Here is a 21,145-nt window from a genome sequence, read left to right on the forward strand (position 1 = left end):
CTCATCATCCAACAACTAAAAAAGAGTGGTCAGTTGATCTGATCACTCTTCTAGCATTCCCTATTTCAATCCACGCAACAGTATAGGCTCGCTCGCTGAACTTCCCTTACTCCGGTTTATCCGTCAGCTTCACCGATACTTTCTCAGCTTTGCCATCACGGTAGAAGGTCACTTCAATCGTGTCCCCAATCTTCTTCTCATCGTACAGATACTTCCGCAGATCCAGCGTGGAGGTAATTTTTTGCCCGTCAAATTCCGTAATGACATCATTCAGCTTCATACCTGCTTCGGATGCCGGACCGGATGCTTCCAGCACAACCACACCGCTGTCCACGTGAGATGGCAGCTTCAGATCCTTACGCTGCTCGTCATCCAGTGGTGCATAAGGGTTGCTCAGATCCACCGTGTACACGCCGAGGTATGGACGAGATACTTTGCCGTTCAGTAGCAGGGAATCTACCGTTTTCATCACTTCGTTCATCGGAATGGCGAAGCCTAGACCTTCAACGCCCGTATCCGAGATCTTCATCGTGTTGATGCCGACCACTTTGCCGTTCAAATCCACCAAAGCACCGCCGCTATTACCTTCATTAATCGCCGCATCCGTCTGGATCACGTTTTGCTCCCAGTCGTACACCCCGTCCTGATTAATCGATACCGGTAGAATACGATCCGTGTAACTGACAATACCGGATGTAAGCGTACCACCCAGACCGAGCGGATTTCCGATCGCCAGCACCGTTTGACCGCGCTGAAGTTTGCTGGAATCGCCAATCTCCGCGGCTGCACCCAGCCCTTTATCTTCTGCGGATAGTACCGCAATGTCGCTCACACGGTCCTTACCGACCAGCTTCGCTTTGTGTGTCTCCCCGTCTACGGTCACAATCTCCAGATCACTCGCACCCTCCACTACGTGGTGGTTGGTCATGATGTAGGCCTTGCCATCTTCCTTTTTGAAAATGACCCCTGAGCCCAGCGCCGAATCTTCCATCGATAGACTGCTACCCGTTTTATGGTTCACAATGCTCACCACGGAAGGACGAACATGTGCTGCTGCCTGGATAATCCGATCGTATGGATCAGCTGCCTGAGCTGTCTGTGCACCGCCTCCACCACCATTACCTGTAGCATTAGCCAGCGGTAACGAAGCGGGCTGTGTGATGAAGCTAAACAGCATGACGGTCACGATGGAGCTGATCACCGAGCTAATCACAGCTACCTTCACTGTGGAACTGATTCCCGTACGCGATCTGCGCGGATTGCTCCAGCGGTCACGTCCACGTGCTCTGCCTCCAGGGCGGATGATCTGAAGTTTGCCTTTCTGTTCAGGTTCGACGCGTCTTGATACTTTGGTTGAATAAAAATCGTCTCCAAACAATCCCATCGTGATCCTCTCCCCTTCGTTGTCACGCATCAAGACCCTGACTGCCGCCTAAGTTGTCGCATGGTTCAACGATGGTGTTCTTACGTTACACCACTCCGCCAACAGACGAACCTTCCGATCGCTGTTACTCACAAATTTTTTTGATCCCCTCTTCCAAGGTAAAAATTTGTTCCTAAAGGCGAACACTTTGTTTCTTCAGGTTTCTTCTGTCGTCTTCGTTACGTGAAGACTCCAACGATTTCCCATGCTTTTTTGCAATTTAAAAAAATGGTCTTGCATATCGCCGCATCCCGGCATCAAATCAAGATACAGCGTCTATGTACAACAGAACGGACACGCCATTCTGTCAGTGACTCTATCAATCATGCTCTCGCATTCTATGACATGCCATTTCACACGCAAAACAGCCAAAATCACAATGCTCCTCATATACTAAACACGTCAAATCACAAAAAGTTGCATATTTACGAAAATTAAAGCAAATTTCCGCTATAACGCGCTTAACAATAAAGGTCCATAGTATCTATCACCACAAAATCCGGTCCGCTAAGCGCCATTTTGGCAAATTTGTAGAACTTTTTCACCCCTGCATAGTCACAGGTTCAGCATACACGTCTCATCACACAAATGTTAGCGGCAAAAAGAGGAATGTTTTCCATCAAGCCTGACTACAATAATAGTAAAAGACAATTCGAAGCTTCATAGAGGAGGATATATATGGATCGCACACGTACACTCACAGCCATGGATGAAGTTCATATGGCGGCCAAGCTGGCCGATCTCAAGGAAGAACACTATCGCAATACCCTTGCACTCAGCACCATCATTGAACTGCTTATTGATAAAGGCATCCTAACCCGCGAGGAAGTCGAGCGCAAAGCCGCCGAACTCGACAGCTTTATGGCTCACCCACCCTATCCCATGGCGTAGGACGGTCGTAATACGTATCACAGAGTTTGAACTCATGGTCTCTATAAAAGCATCCACGGCTCTCCATCGCGTCGCGCACCGACATTTTCGCCAACTCCATCATATTATGATCTCGGCTAAGATGTGCCAGATACGTGCGCTTGATGCGTCCATTCATCAGTTCACTAAGCGCTGCCCCTGCCGCTTCGTTCGACAAATGCCCAATGTCGCTCAAAATCCGGCGCTTGGTGTTCCATGGATAACGCCCCATACGCAGCAATTCGACATCATGATTCGCCTCCAGCACCAGCACGTCAGAATCGGAGATTGCATCGCGAACCTTGTCGCTCATGTACCCGAGATCCGTTGCAACAGACAGCTTCTCCGTACCATCATCGAATGTGTACCCTACCGGCTCAGCCGCATCATGCGAGATCCCGAAGGATTCCACGCGCAGTGACCCAAAATCATGCTTTTCACCTGTCTCAAATACCCTACGGTTTTCCTCTGGAATCGCCCCAACCGACTTCTCCAGTGCCGCCCACGTATTCAGATTCGCGTAGATTGGTAAATTATATTTCCGAGACATCGCGCCTAGTCCTTTAATGTGATCGGAATGTTCATGTGTAACCAAAATCCCATCCAATTCTGCCCCAGAAATCTCCCTTTCCTGAAACAGTGCATCCAATCGCTTCGCACTAAGACCCGCATCAATCATGAGAGAGGTACCCCCATGCTGTATGACTGTGGCATTACCTGTCGAACCGCTGGATAACACGGTAAAATATATCCCCATAACGCATTACTCCCCTGGTTTGTCTGTCTTGGGACTGAATACATCCCCACTGATGCCCTGCACGTACAACACTTCGCCACTTTCCAGCACGAACCGCCATGCCGGCATCGCTACCTGTATATCTGAATTGAACAACTGGCCGTAATAGCCCAGCTGAATATCTTTGACAATTGCATCATTTGGCAAAAAGTTCTCGATCAGCGTTCCCAGCGCCTTCGACGCCGGAAGCACCTGCTGATCGCTCTCCTCTGCGGTTGTAATCCGCACTGGAGTTTGACGGTAACCCGTTATTTTCTGGTCGCTGTAGAATAGCTCCAGACTCACATTGAAGAGCGGCCATTTGCCATCGACCAGTGGGTGAAGCACAAAAGCCCCATCCTCGGCCATCAACTGATCCAGCCGGTATGTCCCGATCTGTGGAATCTCACGCTCTAATGCATCTTCCAGCTCGCTCTGAGAGAAGATCAATTTGCTATCTACAGGCTGTTCCAGTTCCATATCCACGCCAGCCTTGTCCTCTTCAATGAACTCATAGGACAACTTCGGCAGCTTTGGCGTTTCATTTGGAATCGGAGCCAGCACCTGAATACCCTTCTCTTCCATCGCCTGCTGTGTATTATCTGCCAGTGAGGTGAAGTCCAGATTGGCTCCGGCCGTCTCCCGCGCATCCATCCAGATCTGGTATCCCAGCACCAGATTGAGCAGCAGAAAGGCATAGATCAACACATTTTTCGCCCGTCCCCAATCCAAAACATTCACCTCCGTCCATTAGATAAAGCAACTAATATCACACTGGCCCACTCCGCGGTCAGAACAACCTTCCGATCGCTGTTATCCCCAGATTTCTTGATTCCCTTTTCCTAAGGGAGAAATCCGGCGATAAAGGCGAACGCTTCGCTTCTCCAGCTTTTTTCTGCCCTCTCCGTTATCGTGTGACCTTACACCTTGCTCGGATATCGAATGACTCCATTACCCTACAACCCATCAAGAAACGGTGGTTTCCTCCCCGTTTCCAAAGCGGATCACCCATACCGGAATCAGCTTCAGTCCGTCCTCAATCGAAGAAGGACGATAAGCCGGGTATACGTCCACAACCTGGCGATTCTCACCTGCGACCTTTTTAATAAGAGCCTTCAGCTTGTCTCCGCCAGGCAACTTTACCGATTTCTTCGTCTCTGCACCTTCGTTCAGGTATTCCAGTGATCGTTCATAACTGGAAACCGTCTCCTGCTGCATCTCCATGCTGATCGTGCCAAAGCGGAACTGCATGGAATCCATAATCGGATAGCTGCCATAATACTGCTGGAATTCAAGCTGCGTCTTGCTGTCGGCGGTCTCCAGCATCATGCGTGACCGGCCTTTCCAGCCACCATGCTGATTCACAAAATCAACTGCAGACAGCGCATCCTTCGCGGAATCAATCTGTCCCGCAGGTGGTGCAGCCGGATCGGTGTAACTGATCCAGCGCTGTTCCTGTTTTACCTGCAGACTACGTTTACTATCCGTGTAAATCTCCGATCCATCTTTTTCCCGTATGTTCCGGGTCATGCTTGGATCGAAGAACAGACTACGCTGCATCTGCTCAACCGTGAACTGACCTGTTGGCACATCCGCCTCAATCGTCTCCAGAGCTTCCGCCGGGATATAATACCCGCCATCCATCAAGGTATATGGCGTCCAGTTCGTACCGAAGTCAACATGCTGCTGCACGTCTTGTACTGTCAGGTCCGCCTGCGTTGCTTCGTATACCACGTCTCCCTTGGCGCTGAAGAACAGCGCATGGGCCTTCGTTTCATTTTTGGACGTATAGATCGAGATTCGGTTAATCGTCTCCCCTTGGAATAAGGAATCCGTCCCAAGCCTCATCACCCGCTGTAACAATGCTACGGGAATACCTTCTTTGAACGATAGCTCAAACCCAGGGTTCTCCTTGCGAATCTGATCCCAGTTCACCGATTGCACACTCCGGCGCTGAAAATCATCGAACGCCCGCCCCTGTAACCGTGAATAGATCAACTGATAGAACGTATTGCCAGGGTAAAACACCGTATGTTTATCCTCGCCCAGATGAATAATCATCTGATCGGGGAAGATCAATTCTTCAATATTGCGTTCCTGACCCATATTTTCCGTCTTCACATAGTTCGTCTCTGACGTCACAATGGAATCCCCGCCTCCGGGTAAACGGTAGATCAGAAAATAACTCTGAACCAGACTGGTTACAACAAGGGCAGCAAGCACCAAGGATTTAATCCGTTCCTTCAAGGTGCTCACCCCCTTTCTCACGCATCGGCAGTGTGAACGTTACTGTCGTTCCGACATCTACTTCAGACTCCAGAGAAATGCTGCCATCATGTGCCTTCACAATTTCCCGGGCAATGGACAGTCCTAGCCCTGTGCCTCCCATACTGCGGGAACGAGCCTTGTCCACCCGATAAAACCGCTCAAAAATGCGTTCCAAATCACGCTGTGGGATACCCATCCCGGTATCCGATACCGAGATGGCAAGTGTGTGTTCATCACTGCGTCTAGCCGCAATCGTAATGGTGCCGCCTTCCAATGTATATTTAAGCGCATTGGACACGACATTATCCAGCACCTGATCAATCTGATCACGATCCAGCGGAACAGCCGGAATATCATTCTCTACAGACAGCACAGGCTGAATATCCTTCTGATGCATCTGGAATGAGAATCGATCCGTCACTTCCTCCAGCATTTCCAGGATGTCGGTTGGCTGCTTCCGTAGCAAAGCCTCTTTGGAATCAAGCCGCGATAAATGCAGCAGATCCGTAACCAGTCGTATCATTCGCTCTGTCTCGTTCTGAATAACACCAACGAAACGACCGGCAAGCTGCGGATCTTCCAGTGCACCGTCATCCAGTGCTTCCGCGTAACTCTTGATCGTAGTCAGTGGTGTACGCAGTTCATGGGATACATTGGCTACGAATTCACGCCGGGATGCTTCAAGTTCTTCCTGCTCGGTAACATCCTGAAGTACGGCAATGGTTCCCGTGATTCCCCGTTCACGTCGATGAACCGGTGTGAACGTCATCCGAATGACCACAGGCTCTTCTTGTCCTGCGGGTGCAATCTGCAGCAAAGTTGATCCTGTGAAACCACTCGCAAGGGCTTCCGCATCCTCCGGATCAATGCCGAGTAATATGGCAAAGTGTCTTCCTTCAATATCCGCAGGATGCATACCCAGAATGCTGCTGGCACGACGGTTTACGAGAATGACTTTACCGTACTCATCCGTAGCCACCACACCATCACTCATATTCGTCAGAATGGAGGTCAACTTCTCCTTTTCCTCTTCATTCAGTGAAAGTGCATCCCGAAGCCTACTGGTCATATAGTTAAAAGCCCGACTGAGCTGACCAATCTCATCCGTGCCAAATACAGGTGTCTGCTGATCAAAGTTACCTTCTGCGACCGCTGTCGCTCTCCGAGTCACTTCCTTAATCGGCTGTGTAATCGTATGGGACAGGATCACGCCAAGCACCGCCGTTAACACCAAGGCAATCAGAATGCCGGAGATAAAGATTTTGTTGATTCCCTCCATCGTGGAATACAGCTCGTTCATGGATGCCGCGATGTAGACCGCGCCAATGATCTTGCCGCCGGACAGCACCGGCTTGGCGACGACCTTTTTGCGAACATTATCCTCGTCCACGATATATTCCTCATTGTCCCGAATGCCTTGAAGCGCACGGCTGACAACGGTCTGGGTATTTTTGCGCCCGACATAGTCCGAATGTGAACTTAGCGAGGTCGTGAGTACCTTGCCGCTGGCATCCAGCACCTGAATCTCGGCACCGTTAATGTTGAACAGGTTGTTCACCAGCACACGCAGATTTTCCGTTTTGTCCTCGCCGGCCTCTGCTTCTCCACCCGCCATCGTCTCCCCCACGAGAACCGACAGCATTTCCGCACGCGCCTGCAAGTCTTCCGTAAAGTTGCTCGTTAGTGAGTTCTTCATCGCGCTCACAAAATAAACCCCGATCAATTGCATCGCAATCAGAATCAGCAGTACATAGATAATGATCAATTTCGCCTGAATCGTTCGGAAGAACGAGAATCGCGCGAATCGTCCCATTATATCCCCACGCTTTTGGCACTGCGCACGAGATAACCGAGCCCGCGGCGTGTCAGAATCGTTTCCGGTTTGCTCGGATTCTCCTCAATCTTCTCACGCAGACGACGAATCGTTACATCCACGGTACGTACATCACCAAAATATTCATATCCCCACACCGCTTGCAGCAGATGTTCCCGTGTCATAACCTTGCCGGAATGCTTCGCCATATAATAGAGAAGTTCGTACTCACGGTGGGTCAGATCGAGCGGTTCCCCGCCTTTGTAAGCCGTATACATGTCCATATCAAAAGCCAGATCAAACAGCCGCATGACCTGCTTCTCTTCGTCTTCGTGCGCTTCTGCCGTAATCGCAAGTTTTTGCCGTCTGCGCATCTGTGCCTTCACCCGTGCAAGCAACTCACGTGTACTAAATGGCTTCGTCACGTAATCATCCGCACCCAATTCGAGCCCGAGCACCTTGTCGATCTCGCCATCTTTGGCGGTAAGCATGATGATCGGCATCTCCAGATGAGCGCGCACCTCACGACAGACATCCATACCATCCTTGCCCGGGAGCATCAGATCCAGCAGCATCAGATCCGGTTTCTCGGATAGCGCCAGTTCAACCGCACGAATGCCATCGAATGCACAGATGACGTCGTACCCCTCTTTTTCCAAATTAAACTTCAGAATGTCCGCGATGGGCTGTTCATCGTCCACCACCAAAATCTTCCCCTGCATCGGCTAATTTCACCCCTATATCCTGCTTAATCCGCGTTAGCGTTTATATCTCTCTTCTATGTTTAGCTTGTACCAATCCTGCTTGATTTGTTTCTCTAATATAAGTTGAACTAAAGAATATTTACACTCACACTACGATGACAGAACAACCTTCCAATCGCTGTTACCCCCAGATTTTTTCGATTCCCTTTTCTCAAGGGAAAATCCGGGGATAAAGGCGAACGCTTCGCTTTTTCAGGTTTTTTCTGTCCTCTCCGTTATCGTGAAAATAATTAGTTCAACTTATATAGCTCGTTGTTTATACTCTCTAGTTTAACATACCTGAAGCACCGTCACATCCCGATCAGAGGCTTGGAAGGTCTTTCATCTGAAAATTTTTTACAGCAGCAAAAAACAAGGCCAGCATTATAGCCAACCTTGCTCTATTTAAGCTCTATATTAGTTCAGATACGTTAACGGATTTTCTACCGTTCCATTCTTAATAATCTCAAAATGCAGATGTGTTCCAGTCGAACGACCCGTGTTGCCCATAACGCCGATACTCTCGCCTTTTTCAACCACTTGTCCAACCTTAACGCCAATGCTGTTCAAATGCCCATACAGTGTTTCGTATCCGTTACGGTGGTTAATAATGATGACATTACCATAACCGCTTTTCTGTCCTGCAAACGTAATTACACCCTCATCAGACGCTTTCACATCGCGGTTACCTACCAAATCGACACCTTTGTGCTGGCGACCCCAACGTTGTCCAAAGCTGCTGCTCATCGTTGCATTTGATACCGGCCAAGCAAATTCACCTGTGCCCTCACCAACCACTTTTGTCCCGCTAAGGACCACTTCAGTTACAGCTGCTTTAATCACTTCCTGACCAAGCCACTCTTCCTGAACCACTTCACCATTTTCTTTCGTTATACGGTACTGCATGCTTTTTAAACCACTTTGTCCTGGGCGCACGACTTTAGTTGTACCAGCTTTCAACTCGGCACTTTTGCGCACTTCCACTTGCGGTTTGATCTCAATCTGTTCAACAACCTGCTCAACCGATTTAACGGTAACCGCCGGTTTCGGAACGGTCAGGGTCAGTTCGTCTCCAATTTGAAGCGACGTTTCCTTGATGCCCGGATTATGCTGGCGAATCTCGCTTTGTGTAATTTCATACTTGGCAGCGATCGAAGAGATCGTATCTCCTTCACGAACCACATAAGTTACAGGCGCGTCTTTACCAACGGTTAAAGCTTTAACCGCCTCGGACACATCCCATATTTTGTTTGGATCAGCCTTCACCACATCTGTCGCTACATCTTCCTTGATGCCTACCGACTTCAGGGTTGTGCTAGGTCCCTCATCTTTCTTCGAGGAGTTAGCCGATACCGACTTCGTCTTAAGCGAACTTCGCACAGCCGATGCCGATATGTATTTGCTCTGCACTTGTTCCAGGATTGCATCCGCTGTTGCCTGATCCTTCACAATACCAATGACTTCACCGTCTACCTTAAGCTCCACACCTTTGGCGTAGGCTGTCAGCATGTCACCCAGTTTGTCCAGCGTTTCGTCACTGTTCACTTCAGGTTTGTACGCTCTTACCGTTTCGGTTGTGATACCATCCGTGTTCAGCACCATCTCTGCATCCGGATATTTATTTTGATATTCCTCGGTTTTGTCTGTAAATAGTTGTTGTAATTGTGCCTCATCTGCAATGGTACCAATCTCGCTACCTTTAACCATTACTTTATAGTACGGTACGGTGTTTGCAGTAACATATTGTTTGCCTGCGAACCCGAGCGATGCTGCGATGAATACACCACATGCTGCTGTAATGATCCATTTGCGCGAGGCCAGAACGCGCTTCTTATTCACACTGAAGGTGGACATGCTCATGTTGTTTTTGTCTTCGGCCGTCCGGTGTTCCCCGGATTGTTCGTGTACCCGGTCTTTTCCCGGTTGGCGTATGCCTCTGAAACCTTTCATGATTCTCTCCTTTTCAGCACTTCTCAGTTCGCATTTCTGTCAAGACATCACCCATCGTGTCTGTCCCATGCTCGTTGATACTTGTATTGGGTGTCCGCAAAATCAGGACTTTAGCTGCGCTCGTAAAAGTGTCAAAATTTTAACCTTTTATCACACCCGTATACTTTAACACAGGTTTTACACTCATTTCAACTCTATACGTCACACCCCAAAGCCACGCCCCGCTTGGTTTCCCTGAATTATCCATAAGATAGCACGGCTGGTCCATCACCCATTATGCCTCAACATCCGCTGTACTATGTACTTTTGTTCGCAAATTAAGACTAGGTTCTAAGACCCAGTGAAATATGCTTTATTTTTCATAAAAACACAAATAAAATCCCTCACCAGATCAACTCTGATAAGGGATTACGTAAACAACTTGTTTGTGGTTTATCTTAAACTGGATTTCATCTAGTGCCACAATAGAAATTAACTTTTATGTCTCTATTCTTTGACTGCAAGAATTACAAATCGCTTCTGCTGTACTTCCCAGAATCCATTGTGCTCCATCTCTATATGAATATCCATTAACGGCTCACGGAACTGTTCTACCTTGAAATCAGGTATTTGCCACGGGATGGTCTTTAGATAATAGACCAGTGCCCCTATATCATAGAAACGCTGCGCGGGAGTTGCTTCCCGTTGCTCCAGAATACGGAATCCACACTGTTCCAGCTGAAGAACAGCACGATCCAGCTCCCATCCAGCGTAATCCACGGGCATAGGAATGCCGAGCCGATCATTGATCTCGCTGCAATCTGACCAACCTACCTGTTGAGTCAGAAACAGTCCACCTACCGATAGAATCCGCCTAACTTCCTGCTCATCATACGACTCATGCCGATTAAGAATCAGATCGAATTCCCCGTCTACAAAAGGAAGTTGCGAATCATCAGTCACTGGAAGCACCTTCACACCGAGCGGCTGTAAACGTTCCTCTGCAATCGGTATATTGGGGAGATAACCTTCGGTCGCACATGTGTATGGAGGAAGTGGAAGGAGTCTGGACAGCATTTCTCCTCCACCAGTCCCCATGTCGAGTAATCGTTCTGTTTGATTCAACAATCGGCGCGCTATCGTTCCATAGGACCAAGGCAACATTCCGCTCTGAAGTCGTTCACTCCCTGTTACATAGCTAAAATCCCAGCCACTAAACGGCTGCTCCGCCTCTTGCAGTCCTTGCTCGTATCGCTCTTTAGCCGCCTCGGTAAACTTTTTTACTGATGGTTCTGAATTAGAATGATATAAGTTCATGTTCAATATAACCTCCAATTAGTGTATTCATAAACAAAAGCCCATCGGTTCTCTTGAAAGCACCCATGAACGGAGGTCCACGAATTGGACTGGAGGTTTCTGCAATGTTGCCTGAACGTTTTTATATGTTGTGTTCTTTACCTTTATATTTCATACACTGTTCCCTCCTACAGGCATTTCCAGTATTTATTTAAATAGATTATATTTAATCACCCTCGACATGTCCATTACATTATGAATCAGGCGATACTCGTCTAGGAGCACGCCCGCTTTCTCTGCCTATCTTATTCTGTTTGCAGTACTTCCATCAGGTTGTCGTACTCTTCACTGGTCAGGTACTTCGAGATCACCTGTTCAATCTCACGTAGTTCCTGTTCCGTTAGGCCACCTTCCATGGCGCCTGAGATCTGTTGCATTTCTTTCTGCGGCAGCTTGTTCATGAGCAGGCTGAAAATTTTTTCTTTCTCCTCTGCTGGCAGCTTGTCCTTTGCTCCTGTAATGTCATCTGGTGATACAACAATGGCATCATTACCTGAAGAAGCACCGCCGCTGGCCGCTCCGGTTCCATTGCCTGAAGCTGAACCACTACCCTGATCTGTCCCTGAGTCATTACCCGTGCCCGTATCCGTCCCATTTCCTGCACTTGTGCCTGAGTTCGAGCCTCCGGTCGAATCTCTACCTGAACCTTCCCCTGTGCCCTCGTTTGAACCACTCCCTTGGGACGCATTGATGCCTGCATCTACGCCAGATTGACCGCTCTCTGTCCCATTCCCCATAACTGAAACAGCATCTTCCGGAACCTGCTCCTCGTCCGCTCCTGTCGGCTGATCTGTTGTCTCATTTCCTGATTTGTTCCCCTCGCTGGTTTTACCGCCCAAGGCACCTTGGAACATGGCGGTTAACCCCATGGGTTGACCTTCCCACTGAATATTGAAACTCGCGAGTAGCGACTTCCCATATGACTGTACAATTAATCCGGTCGTGAGCAGTGTTAATGAACTGACCAGCACCACGGTTAGCAAGATTTTAACAAACCACACAAGCAACTTCATTCCGTTCTCTCCCTCCGATTATCCCACCCGTCTAACATGCGCATGTCGGGGTCTGTGACTCTACTGTTAACCAGTATTGACGGAAATCTCGGGATTATATCCGAAAAACATACAAAAAACCTCCAGTCATCGCTATAAAAGCAACAACCGGAGGCTTAACATGCCTAAGTCAGCAGAGGATTCTATTTTATAATTCAAGAAACAATCTCTCTATTTCTTCGATTACTCGTAGATTGGAAGTACTTGATTCGTTTGCTCACGGTTACGACCAACGGAGAAGATGGCAATTGGAATGCCTGTCAGTTCGGAAACACGTTTTACATAATTCTGTGTGTTCACTGGCAGGTCTTCGAGTTTCTTCGCTCCAGTGATATCTTCGCTCCAGCCTGGCATCTCTTCGTATACCGCTTCACATTCTGCCAGCATTTTGAGGCTTGCCGGATAGTGTGTGATGACCTCGCCGCGGAATTTGTATCCCGTGCAGATTTTTACGGTTTCCAGACCTGTCATTACGTCCAAAGAGTTCAGGGACAGACCTGTAATTCCACTGACACGACGCGCGTGGCGTACAACAACACTATCGAACCAACCTACACGACGTGGACGTCCAGTTACCGTACCGTACTCATGTCCAGTCTCACGGATTTGGTCACCGATTGCATCATGCAATTCCGTAGGGAATGGGCCATCTCCTACACGGGTTGTGTAAGCTTTCGCTACCCCAATGACTTGCTGAATACGAGCCGGGCCTACGCCAGAACCGATACATACGCCACCTGCGGAAGGATTGGATGATGTAACAAATGGATAAGTTCCTTGATCAAGGTCCAACATAACGCCTTGTGCACCTTCAAACAGTACTTTTTTGTCCTCATCAATATATTCGTTCAGAACAACGGATGTATCACGTACGTAAGGACGCAGAATTTCAGCATATCCGAGGTAATCTTGCAGAATCTCTTCCACATCAACAGGCTGGCCGCCGTAGACTTGCTCGATGACACGGTTCTTTTCTTTGACCAGATGACGCAGTTTCAGTTCGAAATCTTCAGCATCCATCAGGTCAACCATCCGAATACCAATACGAGCTGATTTGTCCATGTAACATGGGCCAATTCCTTTGCCAGTCGTACCAATTTTGTTCGGACCTTTGCTCTCTTCTTCGAGTGCATCCAATACCATGTGATATGGCAGGATGATATGTGCGCGCTCACTGATAGACAGGTTCTTGGTTGTGAAATCATTGTCATGAATATAGTTAATTTCTTCGATGAGTGCCTTCGGGTTGATAACCATTCCGTTACCAATCACACACGCTTTATCCGTGTAGAAAATCCCTGATGGAATCATCGTCAGTTTATATTTTTTGTTATCAATCAGAATTGTATGACCCGCATTGTTACCACCTTGATAACGAGCCACCACATCAGCGCTCTCCGCCAAATAATCCGTGATTTTACCTTTTCCTTCGTCTCCCCATTGCGTTCCCACTACAACTACCGTTGACATAGTTAACATTCCTCCGTGGGTGCCTTGCGCACCTTTGTATTGGTCTGTCCGTCCTCTATCCCGGCAGGCATGTTACGCAATAAACCGACTGAGAAGCGTGCTAACGGACAGTAAAAATGTCCTTCCGTTACATTCAAGGGAAGGTTTGCGCTGCTTTAACGCAGCAGTATTAGTGTACCAGTACCCTTTTTCAAAGTCAAATCAAATGGCGAACAATTAGATATAGTACAACTGTAATGTTCGGGATTTACCCATTATATCGACACAAAAAACCGGAGACATCAGTCCAAGCTTGCTTGACTGCTATCACCGGTTCAAGGATACCCATTTCAATGTGAATCTATATCTGGTATTTATAAGAGATGTTTGAGTTCAGTTACTCTAATGGTTGATCTTCGGGACAGACGGTTTTGCTTCTTGATCGAAGCTGTCAGCACCTGCCCGTTACATCGCGAAGGCGTCATTGTGCGCCCTCTCGTAATTGACGAATTTATTAAAGTTTTTCAGGAAGACCAGTTCTACCGTACCTACCGGACCGTTACGCTGTTTGGCGATAATGATCTCAATAATATTTTTCTTCTCGGTCTCCTGGTTGTAGTAGTCATCCCGGTACAGGAACGCTACGATGTCGGCATCTTGCTCGATCGAACCCGATTCCCGCAAGTCACTCATCATCGGACGTTTATCCTGACGTTGCTCTACACCCCGGCTCAGCTGGGACAAGGCAATAACCGGAACTTCCAGTTCCCGGCCAATCTGTTTCAGTGTACGTGAAATCTCGGATACCTCTTGTTGACGGTTCTCCCCTGCTTTACCACGTCCACTAATCAGTTGAAGATAGTCGATCAGGATCATGCCCAGGCCTTTCTCTTTCTTCAGACGACGGCATTTGGCACGAATATCGGCTACGGTAATCCCTGGCGTATCATCTATAAAGATGTTGGCTTCTGACAAAGCTGCAATACCCATCGTCAGCTTCTGCCAGTCTTCATCACCCTTGAAGTCACCCATACGCATAACACTCGCATCCAGGTTGGCTTCCGCACAGATCATACGTTGCACCAGCTGGGCGGCTGACATCTCCAGACTGAAGATGGCTACCGTCTCCTGTGCCCGAATGGCAACGTTCTGAGCGATATTCAGGGCGAAGGCCGTCTTACCTACGGAAGGACGGGCCGCTACAATGATCAAGTCACTGCGCTGGAATCCGGCAGTCATCTTGTCCAGATCGATGAACCCGGACGGAATACCTGTCGTTGTACCCTTATTCTGATGAAGTGTTTCCACACGATCGAATACTTCCATCAGTACGTCCTGAATGGCTATAAAACCACTACTGGAGCGACGGTTGGAGATCTCCAGAATGCGACGTTCAGCTTCTCCGAGCATCGCTGCAACATCTTCGCCGCCTGTATATCCTTCGCTCACGATCTGTGTTGCCGTACGAATCAGGCGACGCAGCATCGATTTCTCTTCAATAATCTGAGCGTAATAGTCTACGTTCGCGGCTGTAGGTACACCATGGGCTAGCTTAGCCAGATAACTAACGCCACCGATGTCCTCCAGCTCACCTTTATCCTTCAGAAGCGAAGTCAGTGTCACGAGGTCAATCGGTTGATTTCCCTCACCAAGCTGGATCATCGCTTCAAAGATTAATTGATGGGGCTTATCATAGAAATCCTCGGTTTGCACCCGTTCCATCGCTGTAATCAGGGCTTCGCCCTGCAACAGGATTGCACCCAGCACGGCCTGTTCGGCTTCCAGGTTCTGCGGGGGAATCCGGTCGAATAACATTTCTCCGCCCATCTTACTCTTCCGTTACCTGTACCTTCAAGGTTGCCTTCACTTCAGGGTGAACCTTGACAGTTACTTGTGTTACGCCGAGTGTACGAATAGGCTCGTCCAGCTCAATTTTGCGTTTGTCTACTTTCAGACCCTTTTTAGACAAAGCTTCTGCGATCTGTTTGCTGGTAATGGCGCCGAACAGACGACCACCTTCTCCGGACTTGGCTTTCAGTTCAGTCACTTCTGCTTCCAGCTTTTTCGCAAGTGCTTCCGCTTCCGCTTTCTCTTCCTGTTTGATTCTTTCTTCAGCTGCCTTCTGGTTGTCCAGTGTCTTCATGTTGCCGTCCGTTGCCAGACGTGCGATTCCCCGTGGCAATAGGAAGTTCTGTGCGTAGCCCTCAGATACTTCTTTCACTTGCCCTTTCTTGCCTTGACCCTTCATATCTTTTATAAAAATGACTTTCATTCGAACAGCCCCTCTTCCTTTTCGATTTCAGCCAGTACGTTCGTCAGCCGTTTTTCTGCCTCTCCAAGCGTTCCTTCAAGCTGCACGGCAGCATTCGTCAAATGTCCGCCACCGCCCAGTCGTTCCATGACAACCTGAACATTCATGCGCCCCAGCGATCTCGCGCTGATGCCAATCAGTCCATCCGGACGCTCACTAATCACAAATGAAGCGACCACGTCGGTCATGTTCAGCAATGTGTCCGCCACCTGGGCGATCATCATCTGTGAAATCTTGCTGCCAGGGTCTGTGACCGCCAGCGCAATGTTTCCATATACCATTTTAGCACGCTTTATGATTTCTGCCTTAGCAATATATTCTGACAGATCCTCTTTCATCAACCGCTGGATCATAATGGTGTCCGCACCGCTACGGCGCAAGAAGCCTGCCGCTTCGAACGTTCTGGACCCGGTGTGCAGTGCAAAATGCTTCGTATCCACCGTAATCCCGGCAAGTAGAGCCGTGGCTTCTAGCGGAGTGAATTGTACCTTGTCATGAATGTATTGCAAGAGTTCGGTTACCAATTCGGCAGCAGAAGACGCATAAGGTTCCAGATAGATCAACACTGCGTCATTGATGAACTCTTCGCCACGGCGATGGTGATCCACAACTACGACACGGGTAGCAGACTGTACCAGTTTCGGTTCCATGGTCATGGAGGCCTTATGGGTATCCACTACAACCAGCAACGTGTGCTCGGTCATCATCTGGGTTGCCTGTTCCGGTGATACAAATGCTTTGGACAACTTCTCATCCTTGTTCACTTGCTCCATCATGCGTTCAATCGATGGATTAATTCCATCCAAAACAATCCGTGCTTCCACATTGTACAGACTGGCCGCTTTCCACACTCCGATGGATGCGCCGATCGCGTCCATATCCGGAATTTTGTGACCCATGATGAGCACCCGATCGCTCTCCTGCATGAGATCACGCAGCGCGTGCGCAATAACGCGGGCTCTTACCCGTGTCCGTTTCTCCACTGCGTTAGACTTACCGCCATAGAAAGACAGGCGTTGTCCGGACTTCACGGCAGCCTGATCACCACCACGTCCAAGCGCCATGTCCAGACTGGACTGTGCCAGTTCTCCCATCTCGCTGATGCTATCCGATCCAAACGCCAGTCCGACACTGAGTGTCATTGGCACTTTGAGGTCAGCAGTCATCTCCCGAACTTCATCCAAAATGACAAATCGGCTCTGCTCCAGTTCCTGCAAAGACTTATGATTCAGCATCAACAGATAACGATCAGAAGACAGACGGCGCAGGTACACTTCGTACCGCTTGGCCCATGACGTAATCTCGCTAGTCACACGGGCAATCAGCGCTGTACGCTGTTGATCGTCCATGCCTTGGGCAGCCTCGTCCAGATTATCAAGAACGAGAATTCCCAATGCAAGGCGTTCATTTTCATATTTATCACGAAGAATGGCTAGCTCTGTAATCTCGTATACATATACATACCGCTCCTGCGGGTTATGAATAACTCCATAATGCCGATCATCCAACTGGAATTCGTCATGCAACTCCTTGGATGAATGTTCCTTCGTCCCATCCTTCTTCTCTTTAGGCTGAGGAAGTTTGGGAAACAAATTAAGTAGCGGATTACCCACCATTGTCTTCTCCTGGAACATCTCCGCGACAAAGCGGTTATGCCACTCTACCGTACGATCTTCGCTGTACAGCACAATTCCGAATGGAAGCATGCTGACCGCTTCCCCCTCCATCCGTTTGATCCGAATAGATAGGCCATTAATGTAGTCGTTAAGCTCACGGCGGAACGCGAGCTCCGCCTTAATCATGACGATTCCCAGCGCCGAAGCCAGTATCAGACTAATCAAACCAAGCGTCCAGTTATAAATGGTAACGAACATAACGAGCAACAGCAGCAGTATGAACGCCCATACGGTATAGTAGCCGTGCCAGCGTTTCTTCAGAAATTTAGGCATGACTCATCACCCTATCGTTTTGATTTCGATATTGCCTCACGAAGCGGGAACGCCAGATCGATAATTCCGATAATCCGAAGCGGACCAATGAAGAAGACAGCAGCCGCCAGGAAATATGGTATAACCGGATTCCATTTCTTTGTATGTGAGAGAAAGAAGAAGAAACCGATCGCTTGAATCATGAAGCCCAGATTAATTAACGGGGACAGATTCATGGCAATCATGGTCCAGTATGTTCCATCACTTTGTCTGGAGATCACTTCGATCAACAGAGCAAGGAAATAATACCAGATCAATGCACGCGGCATACGCCACTCTCTCGCTGGTGGAAGCTTCGATACCACCACACCCATCACGTTCAGAATTGGACGAGCAATGGCATGTGTAATAAAGGCCATTACCATCGACGTGACAACGAGAGCAAACGGAATCATAAGCTGCGTTTGTTTGGCAACATCCTCGGTCATCTCAGGTGTCCATGCAAACCCGTTGATCATCTGATTTGATGTATTGGTTAACGGTTCAATGGTCAATTTGACCACATCTTCAATATAACTGGACAGGTCGAATTGGAAAATGACACTGCCGACCAAGAGCAACAACAAGTATTCTGCCAACATCATGCCACTTCCCGCCATCAGCGCGAACAGGGCTGATTTGCGTGTTTTATACGCGTGACCCATAACGATCGCAGGCAGGGTAAAGATGAGCAATAGTAACAGATAGATGGGGTGGAATACGACCAAAATAACGGCTACGGGCACGAGATGCCATATAAATGATTTTAAAGATAATGAAGCATACAAAATAACTCCCGGAATCATCATAAAAAATATGGCAAGTACCGATAAAGGAGTTAACAGCGAAAGTAGCAAGAGCAGATAAACTGCGCTCCAAACAGCTGATTTAAAGCTAAATTTCAACAAATTCACCTCTTACGCATATGATCTTCTAGCGCGGAAATATCTTGGTACCAGTCTTCAAGCTGGTGACCTTCCTGTTTATGCTTTTTCAACTTCTCAACTAGCAGTGCATCCAGATCCTTGAAAGGAATACCGAGCCTGCGGCCCAATATGTAACTACTCATAATCAAACTGGCAAGACTGTCCCCGATTCGAGTTGTACTGCCTTCCCATAACGCCTTGAATAATCGGGATACCTGATCAAGCACTTCGGTTTTCAGCCATTCAATCACTTTAGCGCGTTTGGCTACATCCAGTTCTTTAGGCATATTGGCGAAAGTCACTCTCCCCCGAAAAAGCTTTATTCTCGATTATAGCATAAAAAGAGGGCCCGCAAAATTACCCCAAAAAACGGAGAAGTTCTCCGAAACTGATGTCAGGTACTTATGCGGAGTCCTCCGTACATCCTATTGACCTATATATTTGTAAAAAAATTCGAATGCGCCCCTGGTTCAGGACTTCTTAAGTTTAACATGATACCGGACGGCTGTGATTATCCATCATGACACAATAATGTTTTAATTCGTATCAGCCTTACTTAGCCTTGATTGATTCTTTGGCTACAATGCCCTCGCAGTACTCAATTATCTGACTCCGTCTGACAATACCAATGAACCGATCCATATCATCGACTACAGGAACAAAGTTCTGAACTTTAGCCAGATTAATCAGGTCCTCCATGTTGGCGTTAATGGATACAGGTTTAATATCCAAGCGAAGGGGAACGTCCTTGAGCAAGAACTTTGAAGCGTTTTCAAATGAAATCTTTCCCTCGGCATTCTTCATATACCACAGTAAGTCGCCTTCGGTAACCGTACCAATATATTTGCCCTCTTTATTCAGGATGGGTACCGCTGTAAAACGATGATATTCCATCCGTTCCAACGTTTGCCGCAGCGTAGAATCCGACGTCACGCACGTAACCTCTTGTTTGGGTAGCAAAAAAAATGCGATGTTCATACCCTTGTGTATCCTCCTTGTGAATTTCTTCGTTCAACTTATCTCGCTCAACTTATATTATACGGATCAGAACGCAGGATGTTCCAAAAGGATAATAGTTCTCAATACAAAGAAAAAAAACAGCAGCCCGCGAATAAACGTACTGCTGATTGTGGTCTACAACACATCATTGGTATGGAATTGGTTATTCAATCTTTTGCCGGTCAGGGATCATCACTTCACCGGCTGGGGTCGATTGATCCATCCAGTTGTTAATCAACTCTTTGGCATATTGGACATCTTTCTCGTCAGCTTGACCATAATAGATACCGTCTTTTTTCATTCCCTCACCCAGGATGGTGAAGCTTGAAATCTGCGGTTTCTCCTGAGTAAGCACTTGTTTGGCCAGATCAATAATGAAAGAAGCTCGCATATCCGTCTGGAAGCTGTCTCCCATGATCTGAATCAATTCCGGAATTTTGGCGATTTGATTCAAATTCAGCATCTCATTTGCCATCGCGTTCAGGAAAATCTGCTGCCGCTTGGTACGATTAAAATCGCTATCCTCACGGTATCTTACATAATACAGTGCTTCCTGCCCGTCATAGATCGGCTTACCGCCTTCAATCGTGAATTGCACATGATCAGGATTCTTGTTCACAATGTCCTCATCGATTGGCAGTTTTACACCACCAAGCGCATCAACCACTTTTTTGATTCCGTCGAAGTTGATCGTTGCATAATAACCCACATCAGCATCAAGGAATTTCTCCACAGTATTGATGGACATATTCTCCCCACCAAAAGCATAGGCATGCGCCAACTTATCATAATCATCTTCGCCGTCCTTGTTGGCATCCCGTCCTACAATCTGCACATACGTATCACGTGGAATCGATACCAGAAGCACACGGGATTCCTTCGGACGTACTACAGCATAGATGACGGTATCGGAACGTCCACGCGTTTTCTCATAGGCGCGTTTATCCGAACCGAGCAGTAACACGGAGAATGGTTCCTTACGGTATACCGTTGGATCAGGCGTGTTGTTGCCTTCTTGCGGTACATAAGAACGGGATAGCTGATCTTCTACCGAACCGGCGAGAAACAGATCAAATGCCGCTACAGCCAGCTGCTGACGGAACAAATACCCTCCGATTAACAAAACAACAAGTGACACGAGCGTTATATATAGGCCTTTTCTTCTTTTCTTCTTCTTATCTTTAGTTCTGCTTTTCATCCATTGATTCCTTCTTCACTATCAAAA

The 21,145-nt window shown here is 48.0% G+C and carries 18 protein-coding genes; 1 reads left to right on the forward strand and 17 read right to left on the reverse strand.

Annotated features, from left to right (window positions below):
- Positions 1-106 precede the first annotated feature (106 nt).
- A complete protein-coding gene (locus tag MKY44_RS28655; RefSeq protein WP_341009728.1) occupies positions 107-1,384 on the reverse strand; it encodes a S1C family serine protease in 1,278 nt (425 codons plus the stop codon).
- Positions 1,385-2,101: 717 nt separating this feature from the next.
- Between MKY44_RS28655 and MKY44_RS28660 the strand changes: the two genes are divergently transcribed.
- On the forward strand, positions 2,102-2,314 hold the full coding sequence (locus MKY44_RS28660; protein ID WP_036611899.1) for a hypothetical protein: 213 nt from the start codon (positions 2,102-2,104) through the stop codon (positions 2,312-2,314).
- On the opposite strand, the gene MKY44_RS28665 is transcribed toward MKY44_RS28660, so the two are convergent.
- From MKY44_RS28665 to MKY44_RS28740, 16 genes are all read right to left on the reverse strand, one after another.
- On the reverse strand, positions 2,283-3,089 hold the full coding sequence (locus MKY44_RS28665; RefSeq protein ID WP_341009730.1) for an MBL fold metallo-hydrolase: 807 nt from the start codon (positions 3,087-3,089) through the stop codon (positions 2,283-2,285). The genes MKY44_RS28660 and MKY44_RS28665 overlap by 32 nt on opposite strands.
- A 6-nt stretch (positions 3,090-3,095) precedes the next feature.
- Positions 3,096-3,839 carry a two-component system regulatory protein YycI gene (gene yycI / locus MKY44_RS28670; protein WP_036612041.1) on the reverse strand — a complete coding sequence of 248 codons (744 nt, stop codon included), beginning with the start codon at positions 3,837-3,839 and terminating at the stop codon, positions 3,096-3,098.
- A 234-nt stretch (positions 3,840-4,073) separates the two neighbouring features.
- A complete protein-coding gene (locus MKY44_RS28675; RefSeq protein WP_341009731.1) occupies positions 4,074-5,354 on the reverse strand; it encodes a YycH family regulatory protein in 1,281 nt (426 codons plus the stop codon).
- Complete coding sequence (gene walK / locus MKY44_RS28680) at positions 5,338-7,188, reverse strand: cell wall metabolism sensor histidine kinase WalK (protein ID WP_341009732.1); 1,851 nt, start codon at positions 7,186-7,188, stop codon at positions 5,338-5,340. The genes MKY44_RS28675 and walK overlap by 17 nt, the downstream gene beginning before the upstream one ends.
- Complete coding sequence (yycF, locus tag MKY44_RS28685; RefSeq protein WP_340965367.1) at positions 7,188-7,910, reverse strand: response regulator YycF; 723 nt, start codon at positions 7,908-7,910, stop codon at positions 7,188-7,190. Before yycF ends, walK begins: the two co-directional genes overlap by 1 nt.
- 438 nt (positions 7,911-8,348) lie before the next feature.
- Positions 8,349-9,881, reverse strand: coding sequence for a peptidoglycan DD-metalloendopeptidase family protein (locus MKY44_RS28690; RefSeq protein ID WP_341009733.1), 1,533 nt, complete (start codon positions 9,879-9,881; stop codon positions 8,349-8,351).
- 486 nt (positions 9,882-10,367) lie between these two features.
- Positions 10,368-11,177 carry a class I SAM-dependent methyltransferase gene (locus tag MKY44_RS28695; RefSeq protein WP_341009734.1) on the reverse strand — a complete coding sequence of 270 codons (810 nt, stop codon included), beginning with the start codon at positions 11,175-11,177 and terminating at the stop codon, positions 10,368-10,370.
- 284 nt (positions 11,178-11,461) lie between these two features.
- Positions 11,462-12,229 (reverse strand): hypothetical protein, encoded by a 768-nt coding sequence (locus tag MKY44_RS28700; RefSeq protein WP_341009735.1) that lies wholly within the window; start codon positions 12,227-12,229, stop codon positions 11,462-11,464.
- Between the two features lie 222 nt (positions 12,230-12,451).
- Complete coding sequence (locus MKY44_RS28705) at positions 12,452-13,738, reverse strand: adenylosuccinate synthase (RefSeq protein ID WP_091012210.1); 1,287 nt, start codon at positions 13,736-13,738, stop codon at positions 12,452-12,454.
- A 444-nt stretch (positions 13,739-14,182) separates the two neighbouring features.
- The gene (gene dnaB, locus MKY44_RS28710; protein ID WP_036611922.1) at positions 14,183-15,544 is read right to left on the reverse strand and encodes a replicative DNA helicase; all 1,362 of its coding nucleotides are present in this window, start codon (positions 15,542-15,544) and stop codon (positions 14,183-14,185) included.
- Between the two features lies 1 nt (position 15,545).
- On the reverse strand, positions 15,546-15,989 hold the full coding sequence (gene rplI, locus MKY44_RS28715; RefSeq protein ID WP_341009736.1) for a 50S ribosomal protein L9: 444 nt from the start codon (positions 15,987-15,989) through the stop codon (positions 15,546-15,548).
- Positions 15,986-17,977 carry a DHH family phosphoesterase gene (locus tag MKY44_RS28720; protein ID WP_341009737.1) on the reverse strand — a complete coding sequence of 664 codons (1,992 nt, stop codon included), beginning with the start codon at positions 17,975-17,977 and terminating at the stop codon, positions 15,986-15,988. The genes rplI and MKY44_RS28720 overlap by 4 nt, the downstream gene beginning before the upstream one ends.
- Before the next feature lie 11 nt (positions 17,978-17,988).
- Positions 17,989-18,900 carry a DUF2232 domain-containing protein gene (locus MKY44_RS28725; RefSeq protein ID WP_036612044.1) on the reverse strand — a complete coding sequence of 304 codons (912 nt, stop codon included), beginning with the start codon at positions 18,898-18,900 and terminating at the stop codon, positions 17,989-17,991.
- Positions 18,901-18,905: 5 nt separating this feature from the next.
- Positions 18,906-19,208 carry a MazG-like family protein gene (locus tag MKY44_RS28730; protein WP_017691445.1) on the reverse strand — a complete coding sequence of 101 codons (303 nt, stop codon included), beginning with the start codon at positions 19,206-19,208 and terminating at the stop codon, positions 18,906-18,908.
- 265 nt (positions 19,209-19,473) lie between these two features.
- Positions 19,474-19,899 (reverse strand): CBS domain-containing protein, encoded by a 426-nt coding sequence (locus MKY44_RS28735; protein ID WP_017691444.1) that lies wholly within the window; start codon positions 19,897-19,899, stop codon positions 19,474-19,476.
- Between the two features lie 184 nt (positions 19,900-20,083).
- Positions 20,084-21,118, reverse strand: coding sequence for an LCP family protein (locus tag MKY44_RS28740; protein WP_036671869.1), 1,035 nt, complete (start codon positions 21,116-21,118; stop codon positions 20,084-20,086).
- Between the last annotated feature and the right edge of the window lie 27 nt (positions 21,119-21,145).

This window comes from Paenibacillus sp. FSL R7-0026, from assembly GCF_038004485.1.
Taxonomy (GTDB): Bacteria; Bacillota; Bacilli; order Paenibacillales; family Paenibacillaceae; genus Paenibacillus; species Paenibacillus xylanexedens_A.